Annotated in this window: 18 protein-coding genes and 1 pseudogene; all 19 read left to right on the forward strand. The window is 34.7% G+C overall.

Annotated features, from left to right (window positions below):
* Window positions 1–70: 70 nt before the first annotated feature.
* The 19 genes and pseudogenes from JFU23_RS18500 (at window position 71) to JFU23_RS18585 (ending at window position 20,262) form a co-directional block, all read left to right on the forward strand.
* Window positions 71–574, forward strand: coding sequence for a nitrous oxide reductase accessory protein NosL (locus JFU23_RS18500; protein WP_002140312.1), 504 nt, complete (start codon window positions 71–73; stop codon window positions 572–574).
* Between the two features lie 386 nt (window positions 575–960).
* Window positions 961–1,821 (forward strand): ankyrin repeat domain-containing protein, encoded by an 861-nt coding sequence (locus JFU23_RS18505; RefSeq protein WP_085309007.1) that lies wholly within the window; start codon window positions 961–963, stop codon window positions 1,819–1,821.
* Between the two features lie 182 nt (window positions 1,822–2,003).
* Window positions 2,004–2,684, forward strand: coding sequence for a GNAT family N-acetyltransferase (locus tag JFU23_RS18510; RefSeq protein WP_201032427.1), 681 nt, complete (start codon window positions 2,004–2,006; stop codon window positions 2,682–2,684).
* A gap of 307 nt (window positions 2,685–2,991) precedes the next feature.
* On the forward strand, window positions 2,992–3,546 hold the full coding sequence (locus JFU23_RS18515) for a glycerol-3-phosphate responsive antiterminator (protein ID WP_201032428.1): 555 nt from the start codon (window positions 2,992–2,994) through the stop codon (window positions 3,544–3,546).
* Window positions 3,543–4,640, forward strand: coding sequence for an ABC transporter ATP-binding protein (locus tag JFU23_RS18520; RefSeq protein WP_201032429.1), 1,098 nt, complete (start codon window positions 3,543–3,545; stop codon window positions 4,638–4,640). The genes JFU23_RS18515 and JFU23_RS18520 overlap by 4 nt, the downstream gene beginning before the upstream one ends.
* Entirely contained in the window at window positions 4,640–5,572 is a 933-nt protein-coding gene (locus JFU23_RS18525) for a carbohydrate ABC transporter permease (protein ID WP_201032430.1), read from the forward strand. The genes JFU23_RS18520 and JFU23_RS18525 overlap by 1 nt, the downstream gene beginning before the upstream one ends.
* Entirely contained in the window at window positions 5,569–6,390 is an 822-nt protein-coding gene (locus JFU23_RS18530; protein ID WP_002125118.1) for a carbohydrate ABC transporter permease, read from the forward strand. Before JFU23_RS18525 ends, JFU23_RS18530 begins: the two co-directional genes overlap by 4 nt.
* 27 nt (window positions 6,391–6,417) lie before the next feature.
* Window positions 6,418–7,794 (forward strand): ABC transporter substrate-binding protein, encoded by a 1,377-nt coding sequence (locus JFU23_RS18535; RefSeq protein ID WP_016101861.1) that lies wholly within the window; start codon window positions 6,418–6,420, stop codon window positions 7,792–7,794.
* A gap of 407 nt (window positions 7,795–8,201) precedes the next feature.
* Window positions 8,202–8,906 carry a metallophosphoesterase family protein gene (locus JFU23_RS18540; RefSeq protein ID WP_060750505.1) on the forward strand — a complete coding sequence of 235 codons (705 nt, stop codon included), beginning with the start codon at window positions 8,202–8,204 and terminating at the stop codon, window positions 8,904–8,906.
* Window positions 8,907–9,118: 212 nt separating this feature from the next.
* The gene (locus tag JFU23_RS18545) at window positions 9,119–9,790 is read left to right on the forward strand and encodes a response regulator transcription factor (protein WP_002091066.1); all 672 of its coding nucleotides are present in this window, start codon (window positions 9,119–9,121) and stop codon (window positions 9,788–9,790) included.
* A gap of 11 nt (window positions 9,791–9,801) precedes the next feature.
* Window positions 9,802–11,040 carry a sensor histidine kinase gene (locus JFU23_RS18550; RefSeq protein WP_201032431.1) on the forward strand — a complete coding sequence of 413 codons (1,239 nt, stop codon included), beginning with the start codon at window positions 9,802–9,804 and terminating at the stop codon, window positions 11,038–11,040.
* Window positions 11,041–11,274: 234 nt separating this feature from the next.
* The gene (locus JFU23_RS18555; RefSeq protein WP_002140315.1) at window positions 11,275–12,096 is read left to right on the forward strand and encodes a hypothetical protein; all 822 of its coding nucleotides are present in this window, start codon (window positions 11,275–11,277) and stop codon (window positions 12,094–12,096) included.
* Window positions 12,097–12,139: 43 nt separating this feature from the next.
* On the forward strand, window positions 12,140–12,868 hold the full coding sequence (locus JFU23_RS18560; RefSeq protein ID WP_002125127.1) for a C39 family peptidase: 729 nt from the start codon (window positions 12,140–12,142) through the stop codon (window positions 12,866–12,868).
* A 323-nt stretch (window positions 12,869–13,191) separates the two neighbouring features.
* Window positions 13,192–14,205 (forward strand): annotated as a pseudogene (locus tag JFU23_RS31350) (HAMP domain-containing protein); the annotation flags it as partial.
* Between the two features lie 120 nt (window positions 14,206–14,325).
* Window positions 14,326–15,144: a methyl-accepting chemotaxis protein gene (locus JFU23_RS31355; protein WP_434476221.1), complete on the forward strand. Its 819-nt coding sequence runs from the start codon at window positions 14,326–14,328 to the stop codon at window positions 15,142–15,144.
* 78 nt (window positions 15,145–15,222) lie between these two features.
* Window positions 15,223–16,827, forward strand: coding sequence for a sensor histidine kinase (locus JFU23_RS18570; protein WP_201032433.1), 1,605 nt, complete (start codon window positions 15,223–15,225; stop codon window positions 16,825–16,827).
* Window positions 16,824–17,531 (forward strand): response regulator, encoded by a 708-nt coding sequence (locus tag JFU23_RS18575; RefSeq protein WP_201032434.1) that lies wholly within the window; start codon window positions 16,824–16,826, stop codon window positions 17,529–17,531. The genes JFU23_RS18570 and JFU23_RS18575 overlap by 4 nt, the downstream gene beginning before the upstream one ends.
* Window positions 17,532–17,653: 122 nt before the next feature.
* Entirely contained in the window at window positions 17,654–19,000 is a 1,347-nt protein-coding gene (locus JFU23_RS18580; RefSeq protein ID WP_016093372.1) for a 2-hydroxycarboxylate transporter family protein, read from the forward strand.
* Between the two features lie 59 nt (window positions 19,001–19,059).
* On the forward strand, window positions 19,060–20,262 hold the full coding sequence (locus tag JFU23_RS18585; RefSeq protein ID WP_085309029.1) for an NAD(P)-dependent malic enzyme: 1,203 nt from the start codon (window positions 19,060–19,062) through the stop codon (window positions 20,260–20,262).
* The last annotated feature ends 58 nt before the right edge of the window (window positions 20,263–20,320 follow it).

Genomic DNA, 20,320 nt, shown 5'->3' on the forward strand with positions numbered 1-20,320 from the left:
TTTTCACAAATCTCACACAACCTTCTGCTATTCTTTTCGTGGAGTATACGGTTTTTAGGGAGGAATATTAATGAGGGTAAAATATGTCGTACTTGTTATATGTGTATGTTTCATCTTTATGGCAGTAGGATGTGGAAAACAGGAAATAAAAGCTGTGGCAATTAATGAGAAACATGATAAATGTGATATTTGCCAAATCGGGGTAATGGATAATCAATTTGCAACAGAAATCATTTTAGAAAGTGGAAAAGCGTTAAAGTTTGATGATATCGGTTGTATGTATAAATGGATGGAGATCAATTCAGGTGAAAAGACGAAAGAAAAATTTGTTCGAGATTATGATTCGAAAGATTGGGTTTCGTTAGAAGATGCTACTTACGTATATGATAAAACAATAACGACACCGATGGCTTATAATGTCATTTCATTTAAAAATAAAAAAGATGCAGAGAGTTTTGTATCTAACTATAAGGGGAAAGTTCTTTCGTATAAAGAGCTATCAGAGCATAAATGGGAAATGAATAAAGAGATGATGGGAAAACCGAAAACAGGGAATCACGGTGGGCATCATTAATAATAGAAAAGGTGTAAAAATTTTAGAAGAACGGTTACAATGGAATATAGTAACCTAAAGCAATCATTTACCCCGCATTAACGGGCAGTAAAACTCCCACCTCAAAATGCGGCTGGAGCGAAGAAGTTAGGTGGGAGATCAACTGTCCGTAAATGCCCAATTGGTTCAACTAATAATCAGTGGGGGATGAACAACCCCCACTGATTAAAGTTTCACTTTATGTACTTTTTAGAAATATATACAAATGCGGTAAAAACGTGCTAAACTAATTGCTTCATAATGTTAATGATGAGGCCATCAGGCGTATCATTCCAATAGGTTGAGAAAACATAGTATAAGTTTAAGATAATCCGATTAAAGAAGGAATCTAAAGGGCTTATGGATAAATGTACTCAAGAAGAGTTATTGTATGTGATGGAGGAATGGTTAAGAAAACATTATCTTTCATAGGAGCTGTAGTTGTGAGAAAACAAAAAATTTTATTATGTATGTTATTAGGACTTTTAATGACGGTAGTGGCTTGCGATAAACAAGAGGAGCCAGAATCAAAACCGGTTCATGTGAAAAACGAAAAGAAAAAAGAAAAGCATAAAGAACAGGAAGAATCTAAAGAAGAAAAAAGTATAAATTTAATGGACAAACAGTTGCTACTTTCTACGACGCTTGGAGACACAGAAACAGCTATGAAGCTGATCCAAGATGGAGCGAATATCAATGTAGAAGGTGACAACGGAGAAACGCCTGTCCTTGCAGCGACGTATCAAAATCATGTAGAGACAGTTAAAGCATTAATTGATGCGGGTGCTGATATTGAAATTCAAGACGAAAAACAAAGTAATCCATTTCTTTATGCAAGTAGAGAAGGATATACGGATATTGTAAAAGTATTAATTAATGCAGGAGTTAATACGAAGGAAACGACTAAGTCAGGTGGAACAGCACTTATTTCTGCATCTGAGCGTGGCCATGTAGAGGTTGTTAAAGAATTATTAGAGCATACAGATATTGATGTGAATTATAAGAATGAACGTGGTGGAACAGCTTTATTAGAAGCAATTGTATTAGGAAATGGTAGTGAAAGTCATAAGAAAGTAATTCAAATGCTTATTGACCACGGGGCAGATGTAAATATGGCCAATAAGGAAAATATTACGCCGCTGCAATATGCTGAAAAAAGAGGTTTTAAAGATATTGCGAATATGTTGAGGGTAGCTGGAGCGAATGAAGTAGTACAGCCGCAACCATAACTGGCGGAATAACAAGCTGAAGAAATAAAAAGCACGAAATAATCCCATTTAGATAGACAGAATGAAGAAGTCATTTTAGTATGATGGATTCAGTAATGTGTATTTAAATGGGGTTTTTGTTTTGAAAAAATGGATGGATGCTATATCGAGAAGGCTACAAATAGTAATTAAGGAGGGTATAAATGCGATTTTCAGAACTTGAGTTAATAGCAATTCAGGCAGAAGTTTTATTTGTTCATAATCAAGTAGGAAGAATAAAGTGTGTAAATGAAAATGGAAATCTGAAAGCACCACGTTTTTTTTTTAGCAGAACTCGTGAAGGGAATATAACGAGGTATCATTATAAACTGCATGGTGAAATGATAAGTAAGATTGAGAAATTAATTCGAGAATGCTCAAATCACATTGAGATAGCAAAGATCATTAAAGTATTAAATGAAGAGAGAACGGTGGAGAATATTTGGGTGGGTCCTGCTTTCATGTTCCCTAATAATTTACATAAGCCAACTAGAACAATACAAATAACAGAGAAGAATAAAGAGCTTTTGCGAGAAAATTTTTCTAATCTAATAGAACAGATGGAATGGAGGCGACCTTATTTTGCAATTGTAAAAAATGAAAAGGTAGTTTCTATATGTTGCAGTGCCAGAAGTACGCCCGTAGCTGCTGAGGCAAGTGTAGAAACTTTAGTGGAGTTTCAAGGGAATGGATATGGTGCTGATGTCGTTACAGCCTGGGCACTATCAATACAAGAGGAAAAGCGCATTCCGCTTTATAGTACTTCTTGGGATAACTTTGCTTCGCAAGCAGTGGCGAGAAAACTAAAACTCATTAACTATGGAATGAATTTGCACATTGATTGAATTTTAAACATTGTTGTGTTCTGTTGGGGTTTATTCGTATATCTAGATTGTTGTAAAAGTAATATGGTGAATATTAACATTCGATTAACATCTAATTAACAATTTATCAAAACTGACTTAATAAATGCGTAATATAGTAAAGGTAACAAAATAACTAGGGTAGAGAACATTTGAGAACACCCGCTTACATATAACGTGCCGCTTTCTTAAGTGTGCTCTATTCCCTAGAGTTCAAATAAGGAGAAAGGTGCTCTATGTAAGTAGGTGTTTTTAGTTTGGATAAAAATAGAAAAGCTAGGTGGAATAAATGTTTAAAGAACCTTATATTGCGATGATAAAGGATTGGAAAGGGTACAAAACATACAAAAAATTACCGAAAACAGTTTTTCTTATGACTGGTTCAATGCTGGAGTTACCAGAGCGTGTATATGAACTACAGAAACATGGACACGATGTATTTCTTCATTGTGATTTTATACAAGGCTTAAATACGAACACAGAGGAAGCACTTTTATATATTCAAGATGTTATCGGAGCACAAGGTATTATTTCGACAAAGGGATCAACAATTCGAAATGCCAATAAAATTGGATTGAAAACGATTCAACGCATTTTTATTGTTGATACTTTATCTCTTACAAAATCAATTGAAAATTGTAAAACGACTAAACCGAATGCAGTAGAGATTATGCCTTCTATTATTAAACAGCTAGCGGAGGAAATAAAATTCCCTATTATTGCAGGTGGGCTGATTCAAACGCGAGAGGATGCAGAAATCGCAATTCGTGCAGGAGCAAGTGCAATTTCAACGAGTCATTATGAAGTGTGGATACAAGAAGAAAAAAGGAGTGCAACCTTGTGATTGAATTGAAAAATGTTTCAAAGGTATATAAAAATGCGGAAGAGACAGCAGTTAAAGACGTATCAGTTCATATTAAAAGAGGAGAATTTTTTGTTTTAGTTGGACCTTCTGGATGTGGAAAAAGTACATTATTACGAATGCTGGCTGGTTTAGAAGAAATTTCTTCGGGAGATTTAATTATTAATGAACATGTTGCAAATGATTTAGAGCCGAAAGACCGTAATCTATCAATGGTATTTCAAAATTATGCATTATATCCACACCTAACTGTAGAAGAAAATATTTTATTTGGACTTAAGGTAAGGAAGGTACAAAAAGAAGAGCGACAAAAGCGATTAATGGAAGCTATTGAAATGGTAGGACTGAAAGAGTATGTGAAAATGAAACCGGGCCAATTATCAGGCGGGCAAAGACAGCGTGTTGCACTTGCTAGGGCCATCGTCAGTCAAGCACCGATTTGTTTAATGGATGAACCACTTTCGAATTTAGATGCGAAATTACGTGCACAGATGAGGATTGAAATTAGAGAAATTCAGCAACGATTAGGAATTACGATGATTTACGTTACTCACGATCAAATAGAAGCAATGACTATGGGAGATCGTATTATGGTTTTAAATAAAGGAAGTATACAACAAGTTGGAACACCACTTGATATATATAACGAACCAGCAAACGAATTTGTTGCAAGTTTTATAGGTTCTCCTTCTATGAATATAAATGATGGGGAAGTGGATAAAGAAAAAGGCATATTACATATAGGGCAATTGCAAATCCCATTATCTATTGGACAGCTAAAGCAATTACCAGAAGGAACTATTCGAATAGGTATGCGTCCTGAGCATATTGCACTGTCTGAGGAAGGACAAGAAGTGACGCTGCAATCTGTAGAAGTATTAGGGAATGAATCTATATTAAACTTTGCGGTAAATAGAACAACTTGGAGTGCGAAAGTCATCGGACAGTTACTCCTGAACAAAGGTGACAAAGTAAAATTATTATTCTCGCAAGAAAAACTATGCTTCTTTCACCAAAATACGAATGAACGATTAAAAGTGGTGGCTGAAGAAGAGTTGAAAGTGGTGGCGAAATAATGATTGAAGTAGGTAAGTTACCAGTTCAAACAACAGTGTCAAAAAAGAAGAGTTTATGGGGCAGAACGAAAGATTTAAGAATAGGATTATTGTTTTTGGCGCCATCTATTTTGTTATTTTCAATTTTTCTTTTCTATCCATTGTTTAGGACGATCTACTATAGCTTTTATTTAACAGATATACACGGAGAAGCTAATCTTTTCGTTGGCTTAGAAAATTATCAATATTTATTTTCGGATCCTGCTTTCTACAAAAGTATAAAGTCAACTTTATTATTTGTTTTATATACAGTTCCTACTAGCATTGTATTCGCCTTATTTCTTGCATTAATTGCAAATGAAAAAGTAAGAGGGATCGGGTTATTCCGAGTACTGTTTTCTTCAACGATGGGAATATCAGTAGCTGCTAGTGCAGTGATTTGGCTATTTTTATTTCATCCAAGTGTAGGGTTATTTAATAATATATTAGCCTCTATGAATCTTCCTGCAATCGCATGGTTAACGAGTCCAGAATGGGCACTGTTTTCTGTATCGGTTACAACGGTTTGGGTGAATACAGGATTTGCATTTTTAGTTATATTAGGTGGTTTACAAAATATTGATACGTCTTTATATGAGAGTGCATCTATAGATGGTGCTAGTTATTTATATAAGCTTCGCCGCGTTACATTACCGATGCTATCACCAACTTTATTTTTTATCGTGACAGTAACGTTAATTAGTGCATTCCAAAGCTTTGGACAAATTGATATTTTAACGCACGGTGGACCGAATGATGCAACGAATTTAATTGTGTACTCGATTTATAAAGAGGCATTTGTAAATCATAAATTTGGAACAGCAAGTGCACAAGCGATGGTATTATTTATTTTCATTTTTATTGCTACATTGATTCAATTTAAGTTTGCTGAGAGAAAGGTGCATTATAAATGATCGTTAAACAGTGGAAACAAAATTTCCTATTATACATGCTGCTCATTATTAGTGCAGTAATGGTGTTTTTTCCTGTACTGTATGCGTTTTTAATAAGCTTTATGACACCAGACGATATTCAAATGAGAAGGTTATTTCCAACTCAATTTACTTTTGATAATTTCATTAATATTTTTCAAAAAGTACCTCTTTTTACATACTTATATAACAGTTTAATTGTATCGACAGTTGTTATGCTTGGACAACTTATCGTATCCAGTTTAGCAGCTTATGCTTTTGTTTTTCTTCAGTTTAAAGGTAGAAACTTAATTTTCTTCTTGTTTATTTCAACAATGCTTATTCCGTGGGAAGCAACGATGGTACCGAACTTTTTAACGATTCAAAACTTCGGATGGATTAATAGTTTTGCTGGGATGACGGTGCCGTTTTTTGCAACAGCTTTCGGTATTTTCTTACTACGTCAACATTTTATGACACTTCCGAATGAACTGAAAGAAGCTGCTTTTATTGAAGGGATTGGAAATGTAAGGTTTTTATTCAGTGTTGTAATTCCGTATTGTAAAACGAGTTTTATTACGCTTGGAGTATATAGCTTTTTAACAACGTGGAATATGTATTTGTGGCCGCTCTTAGTAACCACTGATGAAAAAGTAAGAACGGTTCAAATTGGTGTAAAGCAGCTTCAATCTCAAGAAGTTGCAACTGATTGGGGCAGTGTAATGGCCGGTGTTACGGTTATCGTCATTCCAACGTTGATTTTACTATTTTTAGGGCAAAAGCAATTACAAAAAGGATTAACAAAAGGTGCAATTAAATAAGCATACATAGGAAAAGGTGGGATTGAGATGAGTTTATTGAAAAAAAGTGCTGCTCTTTTAATGGCAGCCACAATGGCATTAACCGGCGCAGCGTGTTCAAATAGTAAAACAGAGGGGAAACCTGAAGCACAGGCAAAAGTAGCTCCAGTTGAAAAGAATGGTGATAAAACTGTAATTCGTTTCTGGCATGCAATGGGTGGAAAAACACAAGGTGTACTAGATGGGCTTGTTGCAGACTATAATAAGTCGCAGAATAAATACGAGATAAAGGCAGAGTTCCAAGGAACATACGAAGAGTCTTTAACGAAATTTAAAACGATGTCTGCAACGAAAGAAGCGCCAGCTCTTGTTCAATCGAGTGAAATTACAACGAAGTATATGATTGATAGCAAAAAGATTACGCCTATCGATAGCTGGATTAAAAAAGATAAGTACGATACATCAAAATTAGAAAAATCAATTACGAACTATTATTCAGTTGATGAAAAAATGTATTCTATGCCGTTTAATTCATCTACACCAGTATTAATTTATAATAAGGATGCTTTCGCGAAGGCTGGATTAGATCCAGAGAAAGCTCCGCAAACATATGATGAGTTAAAAGAAGCGGCGAAAAAGTTAACGATTAAAGAAGGCGGAAATGTAAAGCAGTATGGATTTTCAATGCTGAATTATGGTTGGTTCTTTGAAGAGTTGTTAGCGACACAAGGTGCTTTATATGTAGACAACGAAAACGGCCGTAAAGATGCTGCAAAGAAAGCGGTATTTAACGGAAAAGAAGGTCAAAAAGTATTTGGGATGTTAGATGAATTAAATAAAGCTGGTGCACTTGGAAAGTATGGAGCAAGTTGGGATGATATTCGTGCTGCGTTCCAGTCTGGACAAGTTGCTATGTATTTAGATTCTTCAGCTGGTGTTCGTGATTTAATTGATGCATCTAAGTTTAATGTAGGCGTTTCGTATATTCCGTATCCAGAAGATTCGAAACAAAATGGTGTTGTTATTGGCGGTGCATCATTATGGATGACGAATATGGTTTCAGAAGAAACGCAGCAAGGTGCTTGGGACTTTATGAAATATTTAACGAAGCCAGATGTACAAGCAAAATGGCATACTGCAACAGGATATTTCTCAATTAATCCAGATGCATATAATGAGCCGTTAGTAAAAGAGCAGTATGAAAAGTATCCGCAGTTAAAAGTAACGGTAGAGCAATTACAAGCAACGAAGCAATCTCCAGCAACTCAAGGGGCATTAATTAGTGTATTCCCAGAATCAAGAGATGCAGTTGTAAAAGCATTAGAAGCAATGTATGACGGAAAGAATAGTAAAGAAGCGTTAGATGAAGCTGCAAAAGCAACAGATAGAGCAATTAGTATTTCAGCTCGTACGAGTCAAAAATAAGAGAAAGCCGCATCCTTTTTCAGGATGCGGCTTTCTTTATTGGGAGATAAGGGATCAAAGAAATGATGAAGTCTTATCTCGTTTATATGAGTAAAGGGTCTAGAATGAATTTTGTCTTTTTCATTATTTGTTTAACTCCATTGCAACTTGTTTCCCATTTACGAAAACCTCTGCCACCGCTACTACAACTTCCATCACTTTTTTCATATCTCATCTCTCCTTGTTTTTTGTTTCATTTCTTACTTTTAGTATAAAGAAATATAGTAATTGCAACTATCGAATTGGATGACAAGAGACTTACATTGTTGTAAGGATAATAGTTTTAGTTTGTAATAAATGTGATTCAGAAGTTTCTGTCGTTTTGAATTATAATTAGAAAGAGAATGGTTTAGAAAGAAGGGGAAGAAATGAAGAGAATACTTGTTATTAGTGATATTCATGGGGAAATAGAAAAGTTCGAACAATTATTGGAAGAAGCTCACTACGATGCAAAACAGGATCAACTAATTTTGTTGGGGGATTATGTAGATCGTGGTCCAAATGCGCGTGCAGTAATTGAAAAGGTAAAAGAGTTAAAAGAAGCGGGAGCCCTCGTTCTAAAGGGCAATCATGAAGATATGATGATTAAGGCGTTAACGACAGATGAGGAACGTTCATGGAACCATTGGGTAAAAAGGAATGGTGGGGATAAAACGTTATATAGCTATGGATTTGTAGAAGAAGACATTGCGGTTAATGAGGAAAACTTCCAAAAACCGATTTTACAATCTCATATATTAGAGGAACATGTAACGTTTATTCAAGAATTAGATCATTACATTGAAACAGAAGAGTATATCTTTGTACATGCTGGTGTTGAGCCGATGAATCGAGTTTCTGAATCAGAACCATATACATTAATGTGGATCCGTAATGAATTTCATAATGGATATAGCGGCGAAAAGGTTGTTGTATTTGGCCATACGGAAACAAAAACGCTTCATGGCAGTGAGAATTGCGGAGTGTATTTTGGTAGTAATCGTATTATTGGAATTGATGGCGGGGCTGTGTATGGTGGTCAGTTAAATTGTTTGGAGTTGCCAAGTAAAAAGGTATATGTAGTAAAAAATTGAAAGAGATAAGAGGAATCTTATTTCTTTCAATTTTTTATTAAGCAAAATTTAAGAAAGAGCCTTTATAATAAAGGTTCAAAATTTTATATCGAGCAAAACTTTAGAAGGAAATAGTTGAAAATGAAATTACATAATATGATTACATTATTTCGTTATGAAGAGAAGAGATGCAATAATAAAGAGAGTTGAAATAGATTGTGGAAGGTGAGAATATGCGCTTACTTGTAGTAGAAGATAATGCCTCGTTATTAGAGTCTATCGTACAAATTTTACGTGATGAATTTGAAGTGGATACGGCAATGAATGGGGAAGACGGCTTGTTTTTGGCGCTGCAAAACATTTATGATGCAATTTTGCTTGATGTGATGATGCCAGAAATGGACGGATTTGAAGTGATTCAAAAAATACGTGATGAAAAGATTGAAACGCCAGTCTTGTTTTTGACAGCGAGAGATTCTTTAGAAGATCGAGTGAAAGGATTGGACTTTGGTGGAGATGACTATATTGTTAAGCCGTTTCAGGCCCCTGAATTAAAAGCGAGAATTCGTGCATTACTACGCAGAAGTGGTAGTTTAACAACACAGCAGACCATTCGCTATAAAGGAATTGAATTGTTCGGAAAAGATAAAGACATTCAAGTAGATGGACAAGGTATTAAGCTGACATTAAAACAATACGAGCTACTAGAGTATCTCATTCAAAATAGCGGGAAGATTTTAATGCGTGAACAAATTTTCGATCGTGTTTGGGGATTTGATTCAGATACGACAGTAGCAATTGTAGAAGTGTATGTACATCATTTACGTAAAAAATTAGAACCATTCGGTTATCAGAAAGATATTCAAACCGTTCGAGGTATTGGATATATATTAAAAGAACAATGAGAAAGGGAAGCATGTTTCAAAAGACACGTATTCGTCTAACTATATTGAATTCGTTAGTATTCATCCTATTAATAGGTGTATTAGGTAGTATTATTTATTCGTACACATACAAGCGTACTTATAATGAAGTGGATCAATCTATAAAAATGATAACTCAGTATAGAGAAAAATTTGATGTTAAAATGCCACCACCAAGAAAACGTATAGAGAATATCAAAATTCGAGACCCACGGATAACTATAATAACTTGGAATGGAAAAATAGTGGAGATAGAAGGCGATAACCATAAATTTCGCTCTAACTTTGAAGGGGATTTGGAAAAGTTTTCTCCAAAAAAGGTAGGGGATTTGCAAGATATTGAAGTGCAAGGACGATATTTTAGAACGTTTGCGTTTCAAGAAGATGGAAAAATAGTTCAAATTGTACGTGATACAACAGCTGAAGAAGAAATGCTAAATACTTTATTTTTAATTCTCATAATAGGTTGTAGCATAGGCAGTCTATGTGCAATAGGTATCGGTTTTTTCCTAGCTGGCAGGGCACTCATACCTATTCAAAATTCATGGGAGAAACAGCAGCAATTCGTTTCCGATGCATCACATGAATTAAGAACACCGCTTGCAGTTATTCAATCAAAAACGGATGTATTATTCCAGTCCCCATCCGCTACGATAGAAGAAAAAGCCGTGGATATCTCTACAATTTCAAAAGAATGTAGGCGGCTATCGAAACTCGTTAGCAATTTATTGTTGTTAGCACGTTCGGATTCTAATCAAATTGAGATGGAAAAGAAAACATTTGAACTGGATAAGTTGTTAGAAGAAATTATAAATCCATATAAAGAAATTGCCTCTTATCAAGAAAAAGCGATGATATTAAAAGTAGAACGTGATATAACGTTTATGGGTGATAGAGAGAGAATCCATCAAATGATGGTCATATTGTTAGATAATGCGATGAAGTATACGAATGAAGATGGGCATATTCAAATTGATTGCACACAAACGAGTAATTCAATTCGTATACGGGTGAAAGATAATGGGATAGGAGTTAAAGAAGAAGATATTCCAAATTTATTTGATCGTTTTTATCAAGGAGACAAAGCAAGAAGTATGTCAGAAGGAGCTGGGTTAGGTCTTTCAATCGCTAATTGGATTGTAGAAAAGCATTATGGAAAAATATCGGTAGAGAGCAAATGGGGAGAAGGAACTTGTTTTGAAGTGATTTTCCCTAAAAATCAAAGAATATAAGTGAGAAGACGATCTTGTTTTTACAAGGTCGTCTTTTTTTTAAGGGAAAGTTAAGAAACAACTTGTATCATGTATTACATCATGGAAACTTGTGATGGAAAGAAAAGATGTAAGTTTTTTTGAATGAACTGGATAAATCATAAGGTTATTTCTAACAGAGATGAAGTTTATGCATAGTATAAAAAAATTTATGGGAAAGCTGGAAAAAGAAAGCGTGAGAGGGAGGAAGAAGTCTTGAAAAAGAAAATGATGACGGTATTCACTATTGGAGTAATGAGTTTAAGTATATTAGGGGGTGCCTCCCCTTCTGGAATGACAAAAGGAAAGACAGATTACACGCAGCGTAGTAAAGAACAATTAAATGATGGGAAAATACATGCAATGCATACGGAAGAAAAAGCGGAAAAGTTAGGCATTGAAACGGATGGGAAAGAACAAATTACGTTAGAAAAAGAAATTCATGAGACGGAAGTAGGAAGAGAAGCTAATCAATTAGGTATCTCGGCAGAAGGGAAAGATGTTGGAATTCTTTCAGAAGAAATTTATGAAACAAAAGTGAGGAAAGAAGCGTTGAAACTAGGAATATCTATAGAGAATACGTCGATTGTAAGTTTAATTGATCAAATTAATAAGATTAAAATTAATAATGAAGCAGAAAAGCTTGGTGTTTCAACTGAAGGAAAAGAAATAGAAGAGATTGAGGAAGAAATCTACGGAACGAAAGTTAGAGAAGAAGCAGAAAAGCTAGGTATTGCTCAACAAGGAAAAGAGATGGAAGAGTTAGCAGGGGAAGTGTACGAACAAAAAGTACAGGAAGAAGCAAAAAAATATCATATTGATTTATATGGCAAAGATATATATCAAGTATTAAGAGAAATAAATGAGCAAAAGGTAATAGAAATAGCAGATGAGCTAGGTATGGATAGAACGAATTTGAAGATTCAAGATTTAGCGGAGAAGATAAATCTTGAACAACCTGAAAAGGGAAAAGAGCTTAAGTTTGTTCCTATGGTTCAAACAGATGCTAATGCGTTTTATTCGTATTTAACGAATTAAAAAGGGCGTGAGAGTGATACGAAAATGGAAGTGGTATATATGTATGGCCTTACTATGTATAGGGGTATGGGGTGCATATACAAATGGAATTACAAAGTATGTGGAGAAAGTAAAGGGGTTACTATTTTCAAGTGTACAAAGTCAAAAACGGATAGAGTTTAGTAATAACGATGAAAAAGTCATGTTATCAAATGTGCCTTTAATTCAGCAATTACCAGAGTTAGATAGAGGCTGCGAAGTAACAAGTTTAGCGATGATGTTACAATACGCAGGTGTTTCTGTAGATAAGATGAAATTAGCAAATGAAATAAAAAAAGTTAATTTTATGGAAGATGGTGTACGTGGGAATCCGAATGAAGGATTTGTAGGGAATATTTATACCTTTTCTGAATCCGGATACGGTGTATATCACGGACCACTTTTTCAGTTAGCAAAAAAATATTTACCGAATAAAGCTGTGGACTTAACAGGGAAGAGTATAGAAGAAATTTATAAGAGTGTAAAAGCAGGGCACCCGGTAGTCATGATTACGAATGCAACATATGCTCCTTTAGATGAAGATGAATTTACTACATGGGAAACAAATAGTGGGGATGTTTCTATTACGTATAATGAACATTGTGTTGTACTTGTTGGGTACGATAAGGAATCTGTATATATTCGAGATCCCCTCGATGATAGCTTAGATGTAAAAGTGCCAAGAGGAAAATTTGAACAGGCATGGGTGCAGATGGGGAGTCAGGCAATTAGCTATGTAAATAACTCCAAATAAATTAGGAATAAGAGCATGAACTATATAACTATAAGGTGAAGGATAAAGATTTAAGAAATTGTAAGAGAAGGTTTGCAGATTTTTTTGAAGAGAAGCTGTTAAAAAACAAGAGAACTTTAGCTTATTATATATGCTAAAGTTCTCTTGTTTTTTAGGATTAAAATGTTTAGGAGAAGTGGATATGTAAAAATGCATAATTGACGAAAAAATTACATGTTATCATTATATATTGTTTTATACATGTTGATTGTATAAAATTACACAAGTGTTCTATTACATAAAGGAGGATTATTATGCAAAAAATATTTAACTGGGTTAAATGTATGAGTATCAAGAAAAAATTAATCATTTCATTTTTTCTTATTTTAACTATACCAGGACTTATTATCGGTGGTGTTTCATATCAAACTGCCAAAACAAATTTTGAACAACAAATTACAGGTAAAGCAAAGGAAAATATTTCAGTTTTAAATACTGTTATTTCTCAAAATATAGAAGAGAAATTTGTTGATGCGGCGTACTTTGCAGACATTTTAACAGAGGATACATATCCAAACGGACAAGAAGAAATAGTAAGAACGAAGTTAGCGCAATATATAAAACTTCATCCAGAAGTAGAAGGTATTTATATTGGAACACAGGCAGGAAAGTTTATAAGAGAACCATTTATCCAAATGGCTGATGGCTATAACCCAACAGATAGATCTTGGTATAAAGAAGCGTATGAAAATAAAGGAAAGGTAATTGTTACTGCACCATATCAATCAGCATCTACTAAAAATATGGTAGTGACAATTGCTAAAGAAGTAAAAGATGGTAAAGGTGTTATAGGAATTAATTTAAATTTAGATAACATCTTAAAAATTTCCAAAATGATTAACATTGGTGAAAAAGGTTATGCAGTTATTCTAGATCAAAATAAGCAAATTGTTAGTCATCCATCTAGAAAACCAGGTGCAAAAGTTACTGATCCGTGGATTAAACCAATTTATGAAGAAAAACAAGGAAATGTGTCTTATACAGAACAAGGTGATAAAAAGAATTTAATCTTTGCAACAAATGAGAAAACAGGATGGAAAGTAGTTGGAGTTATGTTCGACGAAGAAATTACCCAAGCTGCGAATCCAGTGTTTTATAAGACTTTGATTGTCATTGCTATCGCTATTGTATTTGGTAGTGTATTAATTTATTTCATTACAAAGTCTATTACAAGACCATTAAGAAAAATAGCTGACTCGGCACATAAAATTAGTAAGGGAGATTTGACAGAGAAAATTACAATCCATTCCAAGGATGATATAGGGAAATTAGGGAGTTCATTTAATGAAATGTCTGCCTCTTTACAAGATGTGATTACTCAAATTAGTTTTTCAGCAGAACATGTCGCTGCATCGGCTGAAGAGTTAACAGCGAGCGTACAGCAAGCAAATGATGCGACAGATCAAATTACAATTGCAATGGAACAAGTATCAGGTGGGGCTGAATCACAAAGTCAAGGTGTTGAAGAAGGTGCGGCTACATTACAACAGGTAAATACAGCAATTCAAGATGTAACTGGAAGCGCGGAATCAATTTCTATCTCCTCATTACATGCGAGAGAAAGAGCTGAAGAAGGGGAAGAATTGGTTGAACAAACAGCAAAACAAATGCAGTCTATTTCTAAATCGGTATCCGAGTCAGATGCTATTATTAAACTTCTTGATGAGAAATCAAAGCAGGTAGGAGCTATTTCTGAAGCAATTCAAAATATTGCTACTCAAACGAACTTATTAGCTTTAAATGCGGCTATTGAGGCGGCAAGAGCAGGTGAGCAGGGAAGAGGATTTGCTATTGTAGCTGATGAAGTTAGAAAATTAGCAGAGCAATCAGGAGAATCATCTGGAGAGATTGCAAATTTAATTGCAGAAATTAAGGCTGATATTGAACATACTGTTAAGGCAATGGATAATGTGAGTGGGGAAGTTCAACAAGGCTTAGATGTTGTAACAAAAACGAAAGTAAGTTTTACAGAAATTTTAAGTTCTACTACTCATATTGTTTCTCAAGTTAATCAAATGGTAGAAACAACGAAGAGAATCGCTGGAGATGCAAATGAAGTGACAAACGCTATTGATGAAATTGCAGCGGCTGCAGAAGAAAATACAGCTAGTATGCAAAGTGTTGCAGCTTCAACAGAAGAACAAGTAAATTCGATGGAAGAAATTAGTTCGGCTTCGCAAAACTTAGCTGAGATGGCCGAAGAACTACAAGCAATGACTAGTAAATTTAAAGTATAATAACAGCAAATAAGTAAGGTGAAAATAATATCACCTTACTTATTTTTCTATTCAGTAATTAGGGGAGTCATTAACGGGATGAAAAAAAGAAAAAGACTATGGAATTTATGGAAAACGATTACATTGTTAGTTTGTACAGTTGTAATTTTTTCTTTACTTGTGACAGATATATTAATTAGTCATAATGTAGAACGGACAACGGAGGAAAGCCAGGCAGAGAAAGCGAAAACAATTGCACACATTGTGGCGAATGATTCAGTTGTAATCAATGGTTTGATTGGGAAAGCAGATACTTCAGCAATCCAAACGTATACAAATAGAATATTAAAAAATACAGGTGTTCAATTTATTGTAGTTATGGATATGGATGGAATAAGAAAATCTCATCCAAATCCTCAAAAAATAGGTCATCATTTTATTGGGGGAGATGAAGGACCTGCATTGAAAGGGAAGGAACATGTATCGCTAGCAGAAGGAACTTTAGGTATTTCAATGCGAGTGTTTGTACCAATATTTTCTGAAACAGGTGAACAACTTGGCGCGGCGGCCGTTGGTATCTCGGCAGATAATGTAAAAGAGAGAGTTAAGGAAAGTAGACATATTATTTATATCGGTGTCGGAGTTGGAGTATTAGTCGGACTTATAGGAGCAATATTGCTAGCTAGACATATAAAGAAAAGTTTATTCGGTCTTGAGCCGCACAGGATAGCGAAAATTCTTGAAGAAAGAAATACGATGTTACAATCTGTAAAAGAAGGCATTATTGCTGTAGATAAAGAGGCGAGAGTAACGTTAATTAATAATGAAGCGAAACGGCTATTTAAAAAAAGTGGACTTGAAGAAGACTTTATTGGTAAAGATGTTGAGTTGTATATGCCAAATTCGCGTATAAAAGAAGTGTTGCAAACAGGCGAGGTACAATTAAACGAAGAACAAAATATTTACGGAATTACGATAGTCACAAATCGTGTTCCTTTATATGTAAAAGGAGAAATAGTTGGCGCGATCGCAACATTTCGTGATAAAACAGAAATTAGAAAATTAGCAGAAGAACTAACTGGTATTAGGCTATATGCGGAAGCGTTACGGGCACAATCTCATGAATTTATGAATAAAATGCATGTCGTATTAGGGCTTACACATATGAAACAATATGAAGAATTACAAAAGTATATAAGCGGCATGGTATCAGAGCATCAATATGAAATTGGTGGGGTTATGAAAAGAATAAAAAGTCCAGTATTTGCTGGTTTTTTACTAGGTAAACTTAGCTATGCTAGGGAGAAAAATATAAAGTTAATTATAAGTGAAGATTCTTACTTGCCGGAAATATATGATGAAAGTATTACTCATGAACTTATTACGATTGTAGGGAACTTAATAGATAATGCATTAGAGGCAGTGATACATTGCAAAAAGAAACAAGTTGAAGTTGGGATACAATATCAGAATGCATTAACTATTACAGTACAAGATACGGGGAAAGGTATAGAAGAAGACGCAGTGGATGCATTATTTACAAAAGGTTATTCCACAAAAGGGGATAATCGCGGTTATGGTTTGTATCTTGTAAAAGAAAGTATACAGCGAATAAATGGGGAAATTCATATGCATTCATTAGTAGGAAAGGGAACAACGATAACAATTGAAATACCTAAAGGTAGGGATGAGAGGCAAATATGATTAAAGTTTTAATTGTAGAAGATGACCCGATGGTTGCGATGTTAAATACGCATTATTTAGAGCAAGTGGGAGGGTTTGAACTTGTCCATGCAGTTAACTCAGTTAAAGCAGCGATAGAAGTATTAGAGGAATCACGAGTAGATTTAGTATTACTTGATATTTTTATGCCTGAAGAAACTGGATTTGAGCTTTTAATGTATATTCGCAACCAAGAAAAAGAAATCGATATTATGATGATTTCAGCCGTACATGATATGGGGAGTATTAAAAAAGCATTACAATATGGTGTAGTAGATTATTTAATTAAGCCATTTACATTTGAACGATTTAAAAAGGCATTAACTATATATCGAGAAAAACTTACTTTCATGAAAGAACAACAAAAAATTAGTCAATCGGAATTAGATTCGTTAATTTTGCAAAAAGAAAAAAGAGAGCCTACTGTCACTAAAGAGCTTCCGAAAGGATTAACGAAGCAAACATTGCAATTAATTTGGAAGAAAATCAAATCACTTAATGGACAAGCATTTACAACTGATGAAATGGCGCAATTAGTAGGGGTTTCGAGAGTTTCTATTCGAAAGTATGTAATGTTTTTGACTGAAATCGGAGTATTAGAGAATGAAATGGTGTATCAAAATGTGGGAAGACCGGTGAGTAAATTAAGGTGTATTGACCAAAATAAAATAGACTTTTACGTATAAGCGACTTATTATAGGCCGCTTATACTTTTTTTAATTACAAAAGTAGTTACAAAACTTACAAAAGCTATTTTTACTATTGAAAGCGTTTTAATATTGTTATTAAGAAAACAAGGGGGTGCCATATGGGAATTCAAAAGAATGTGGAAGCGGTATCATTTTCTGAAGGCAATGAATTGAAAAGTGAATCTTTCGCTTCTAAAATTATGAACGTTAAAATCGGTGTTATACCTTTACCGTTATATGTAGTATTGGCTGCTATTATTTATGGAGCATCTGTATATAATAAATTACCAGCAGATATGATTGGTGGTTTTGCAGTTATTATGATCATGGGTATTTTCTTAGGTGACATTGGGATGAGAATTCCAATATTAAAAAATATCGGTGGTCCAGCAATTCTCTCATTATTTATTCCATCGTTACTTGTATTTTTTAACTGGATGAATCCAGCTTCAATGGAAGCTGCGACCATGTTAATGAAAAAATCGAACTTTTTATATTTATATATTTCTTGTTTAGTAGTTGGAAGTATTTTAGGAATGAACCGTAAAGTATTAGTACAAGGTTTCGTTCGTATGTTTATTCCTTTAGTAGTAGGGACGTTAGCTTCTGTAGCAGTGGGCTTATTAGTCGGTTCACTATTTGGATTTGAAATGAAGCAGACATTTTTCTTTATCATCGTACCAATTGTGAGTGGTGGTATCGGAGAAGGGATTTTACCATTGTCGCTAGCTTATAGTGATATTTTAAATGAATCATCAGCAACGTTTGTATCACAGCTTATTCCGGCAGCTATTATTGGGAATATGTTTGCAATCGTGAGTGCAGGGTATATGAAGCGTTTAGGTGAGAAGAGACCTGAGCTTAGTGGTAACGGTGTATTAGTGAAAACAGATAATCAAGCAGAGTTATTAAAAGAACAAAATACAGAGAAACCAATTGACTTCTCATTAATGGGAGCAGGTTTATTAATTGCGTGTACGTTCTTCATCTTCGGAGGATTTGCTTCTAAGTTTATCGGTATTCCAGGAGCAATCATTATGATTTTCTCAGCGGCACTTGTGAAATACTTTAAATTAATGCCAGCAAAAATGGAACAAGGAGCATTCCATTTATATAAATTTATTTCAAAGAATTTAACTTGGCCGCTAATGGTCGGTTTAGGATTGCTATATATTCCGTTAAAAGACGTAGCGGCAGTTCTTTCTGTAGGATATGTTGTTGTTTGTGCATCGGTTGTTCTTACAATGGTAGCGTCAGGTTTTCTTATAGGAAAAGTGATGAAAATGTATCCAGTTGAATCAGCGATTGTAACTGGATGTCATAGCGGTTTAGGTGGAACTGGAGATGTTGCTATTTTATCAGCTTCAAATCGTATGGAATTAATGCCGTTCGCGCAAATTTCGACGCGTTTAGGCGGGGCAGCAATGGTTGTAACAGCGACAATCTTATTAACAATGTTTTCATGATCAAACAAGCTAGCTATATTCATATAGCTAGCTTGTCAAATTAAGGGGAGATTATAAGTATGTTAGAAAATCAAATTAATGAAAGATCATTGTTATTGCATAAAGAGTTAGTAGGGAAAATTGAGATTACAAGTAAGGTAGAAGTAAATACAGCGGATGATTTAAGCCTGACTTATACACCAGGTGTAGCGGAGTCTTGCAAAGCAATTGCGGCAGATGAGGAAACAGCCTATGACTATACAGCACGTGGTAATATGGTTGCAGTTGTTTCAGATGGAACTGCAGTACTTGGTTTAGGGAATATTGGACCGAAAGCGGCTATGCCTGTTATGGAAGGGAAAAGTATTTTATTTAAGAAATTTGCGAATGTAGATGCTTTCCCGTTATGTTTAGGGACGACTGATGTGGATGAAATCGTTACCCTTGTTAAAAATTTAGAGCCTACATTTGCAGGAATTAATTTAGAAGATATTGCAGCACCACGTTGCTTTGAAATTGAAAGACGATTAAAAGAAGAAACGAATATTCCTGTATTTCATGATGATCAGCATGGGACGGCTATTGTCGTTTTAGCAGCCGTTATTAATGCATTAAAAGTTGTAAGTAAGCAAATGGATGATGTGAAAATTGTTATTAACGGTGCGGGTTCGGCAGGAATTGCAATTGGAAAATTATTATTAAAAGCTGGCGTAAAACATATTACGTTAGTTAGCTTAGAAGGTATTGTTTGTGAAGGTGAAACATGGATGAACGAAGCACAAATCGAAGTTTCAAAGAAGACAAATCGCGAATATGTACGTGGAACATTAAAAGAAGCGATTCATCAGGCTGATATTTTCATTGGCGTATCTGCTCCTAATGTATTAACGAAAGAACTTGTACAGACGATGAATGAGAAAGCGATTGTGTTTGCAATGGCGAATCCAATTCCAGAAATATTCCCAGAAGATGCATTAGAAGCTGGAGCTGCTGTAGTTGGAACTGGTCGTTCTGATTATTCAAATCAAGTAAATAATGTATTAGCGTTCCCTGGTATATTCCGTGGTGCATTAGACGTACGCGCGACTGATATTACAGAAGAGATGAAATTAGCAGCAGCATATGGGATCGCTAACATAATTACGGACGAAGAGCGTAATGCGAATTATGTAATTCCAAATCCATTAGATAAAAGAGTTGTTCCAAGTGTTGCAGAAGTAGTAGCGAAAGCAGCCATTGATTCAGGAGTGGCGCAAATTACGAAAATGCCAAGTTATAAATAGTCAAAAGCAGCGCCTTAAAAAGGCACTGCTTTTTTTGAGATAAGAAATCAAAATAATG

Source organism: Bacillus sp. TH50 (assembly GCF_016650565.1).
GTDB classification, from domain to species: domain Bacteria; phylum Bacillota; class Bacilli; order Bacillales; family Bacillaceae_G; genus Bacillus_A; species Bacillus_A mycoides.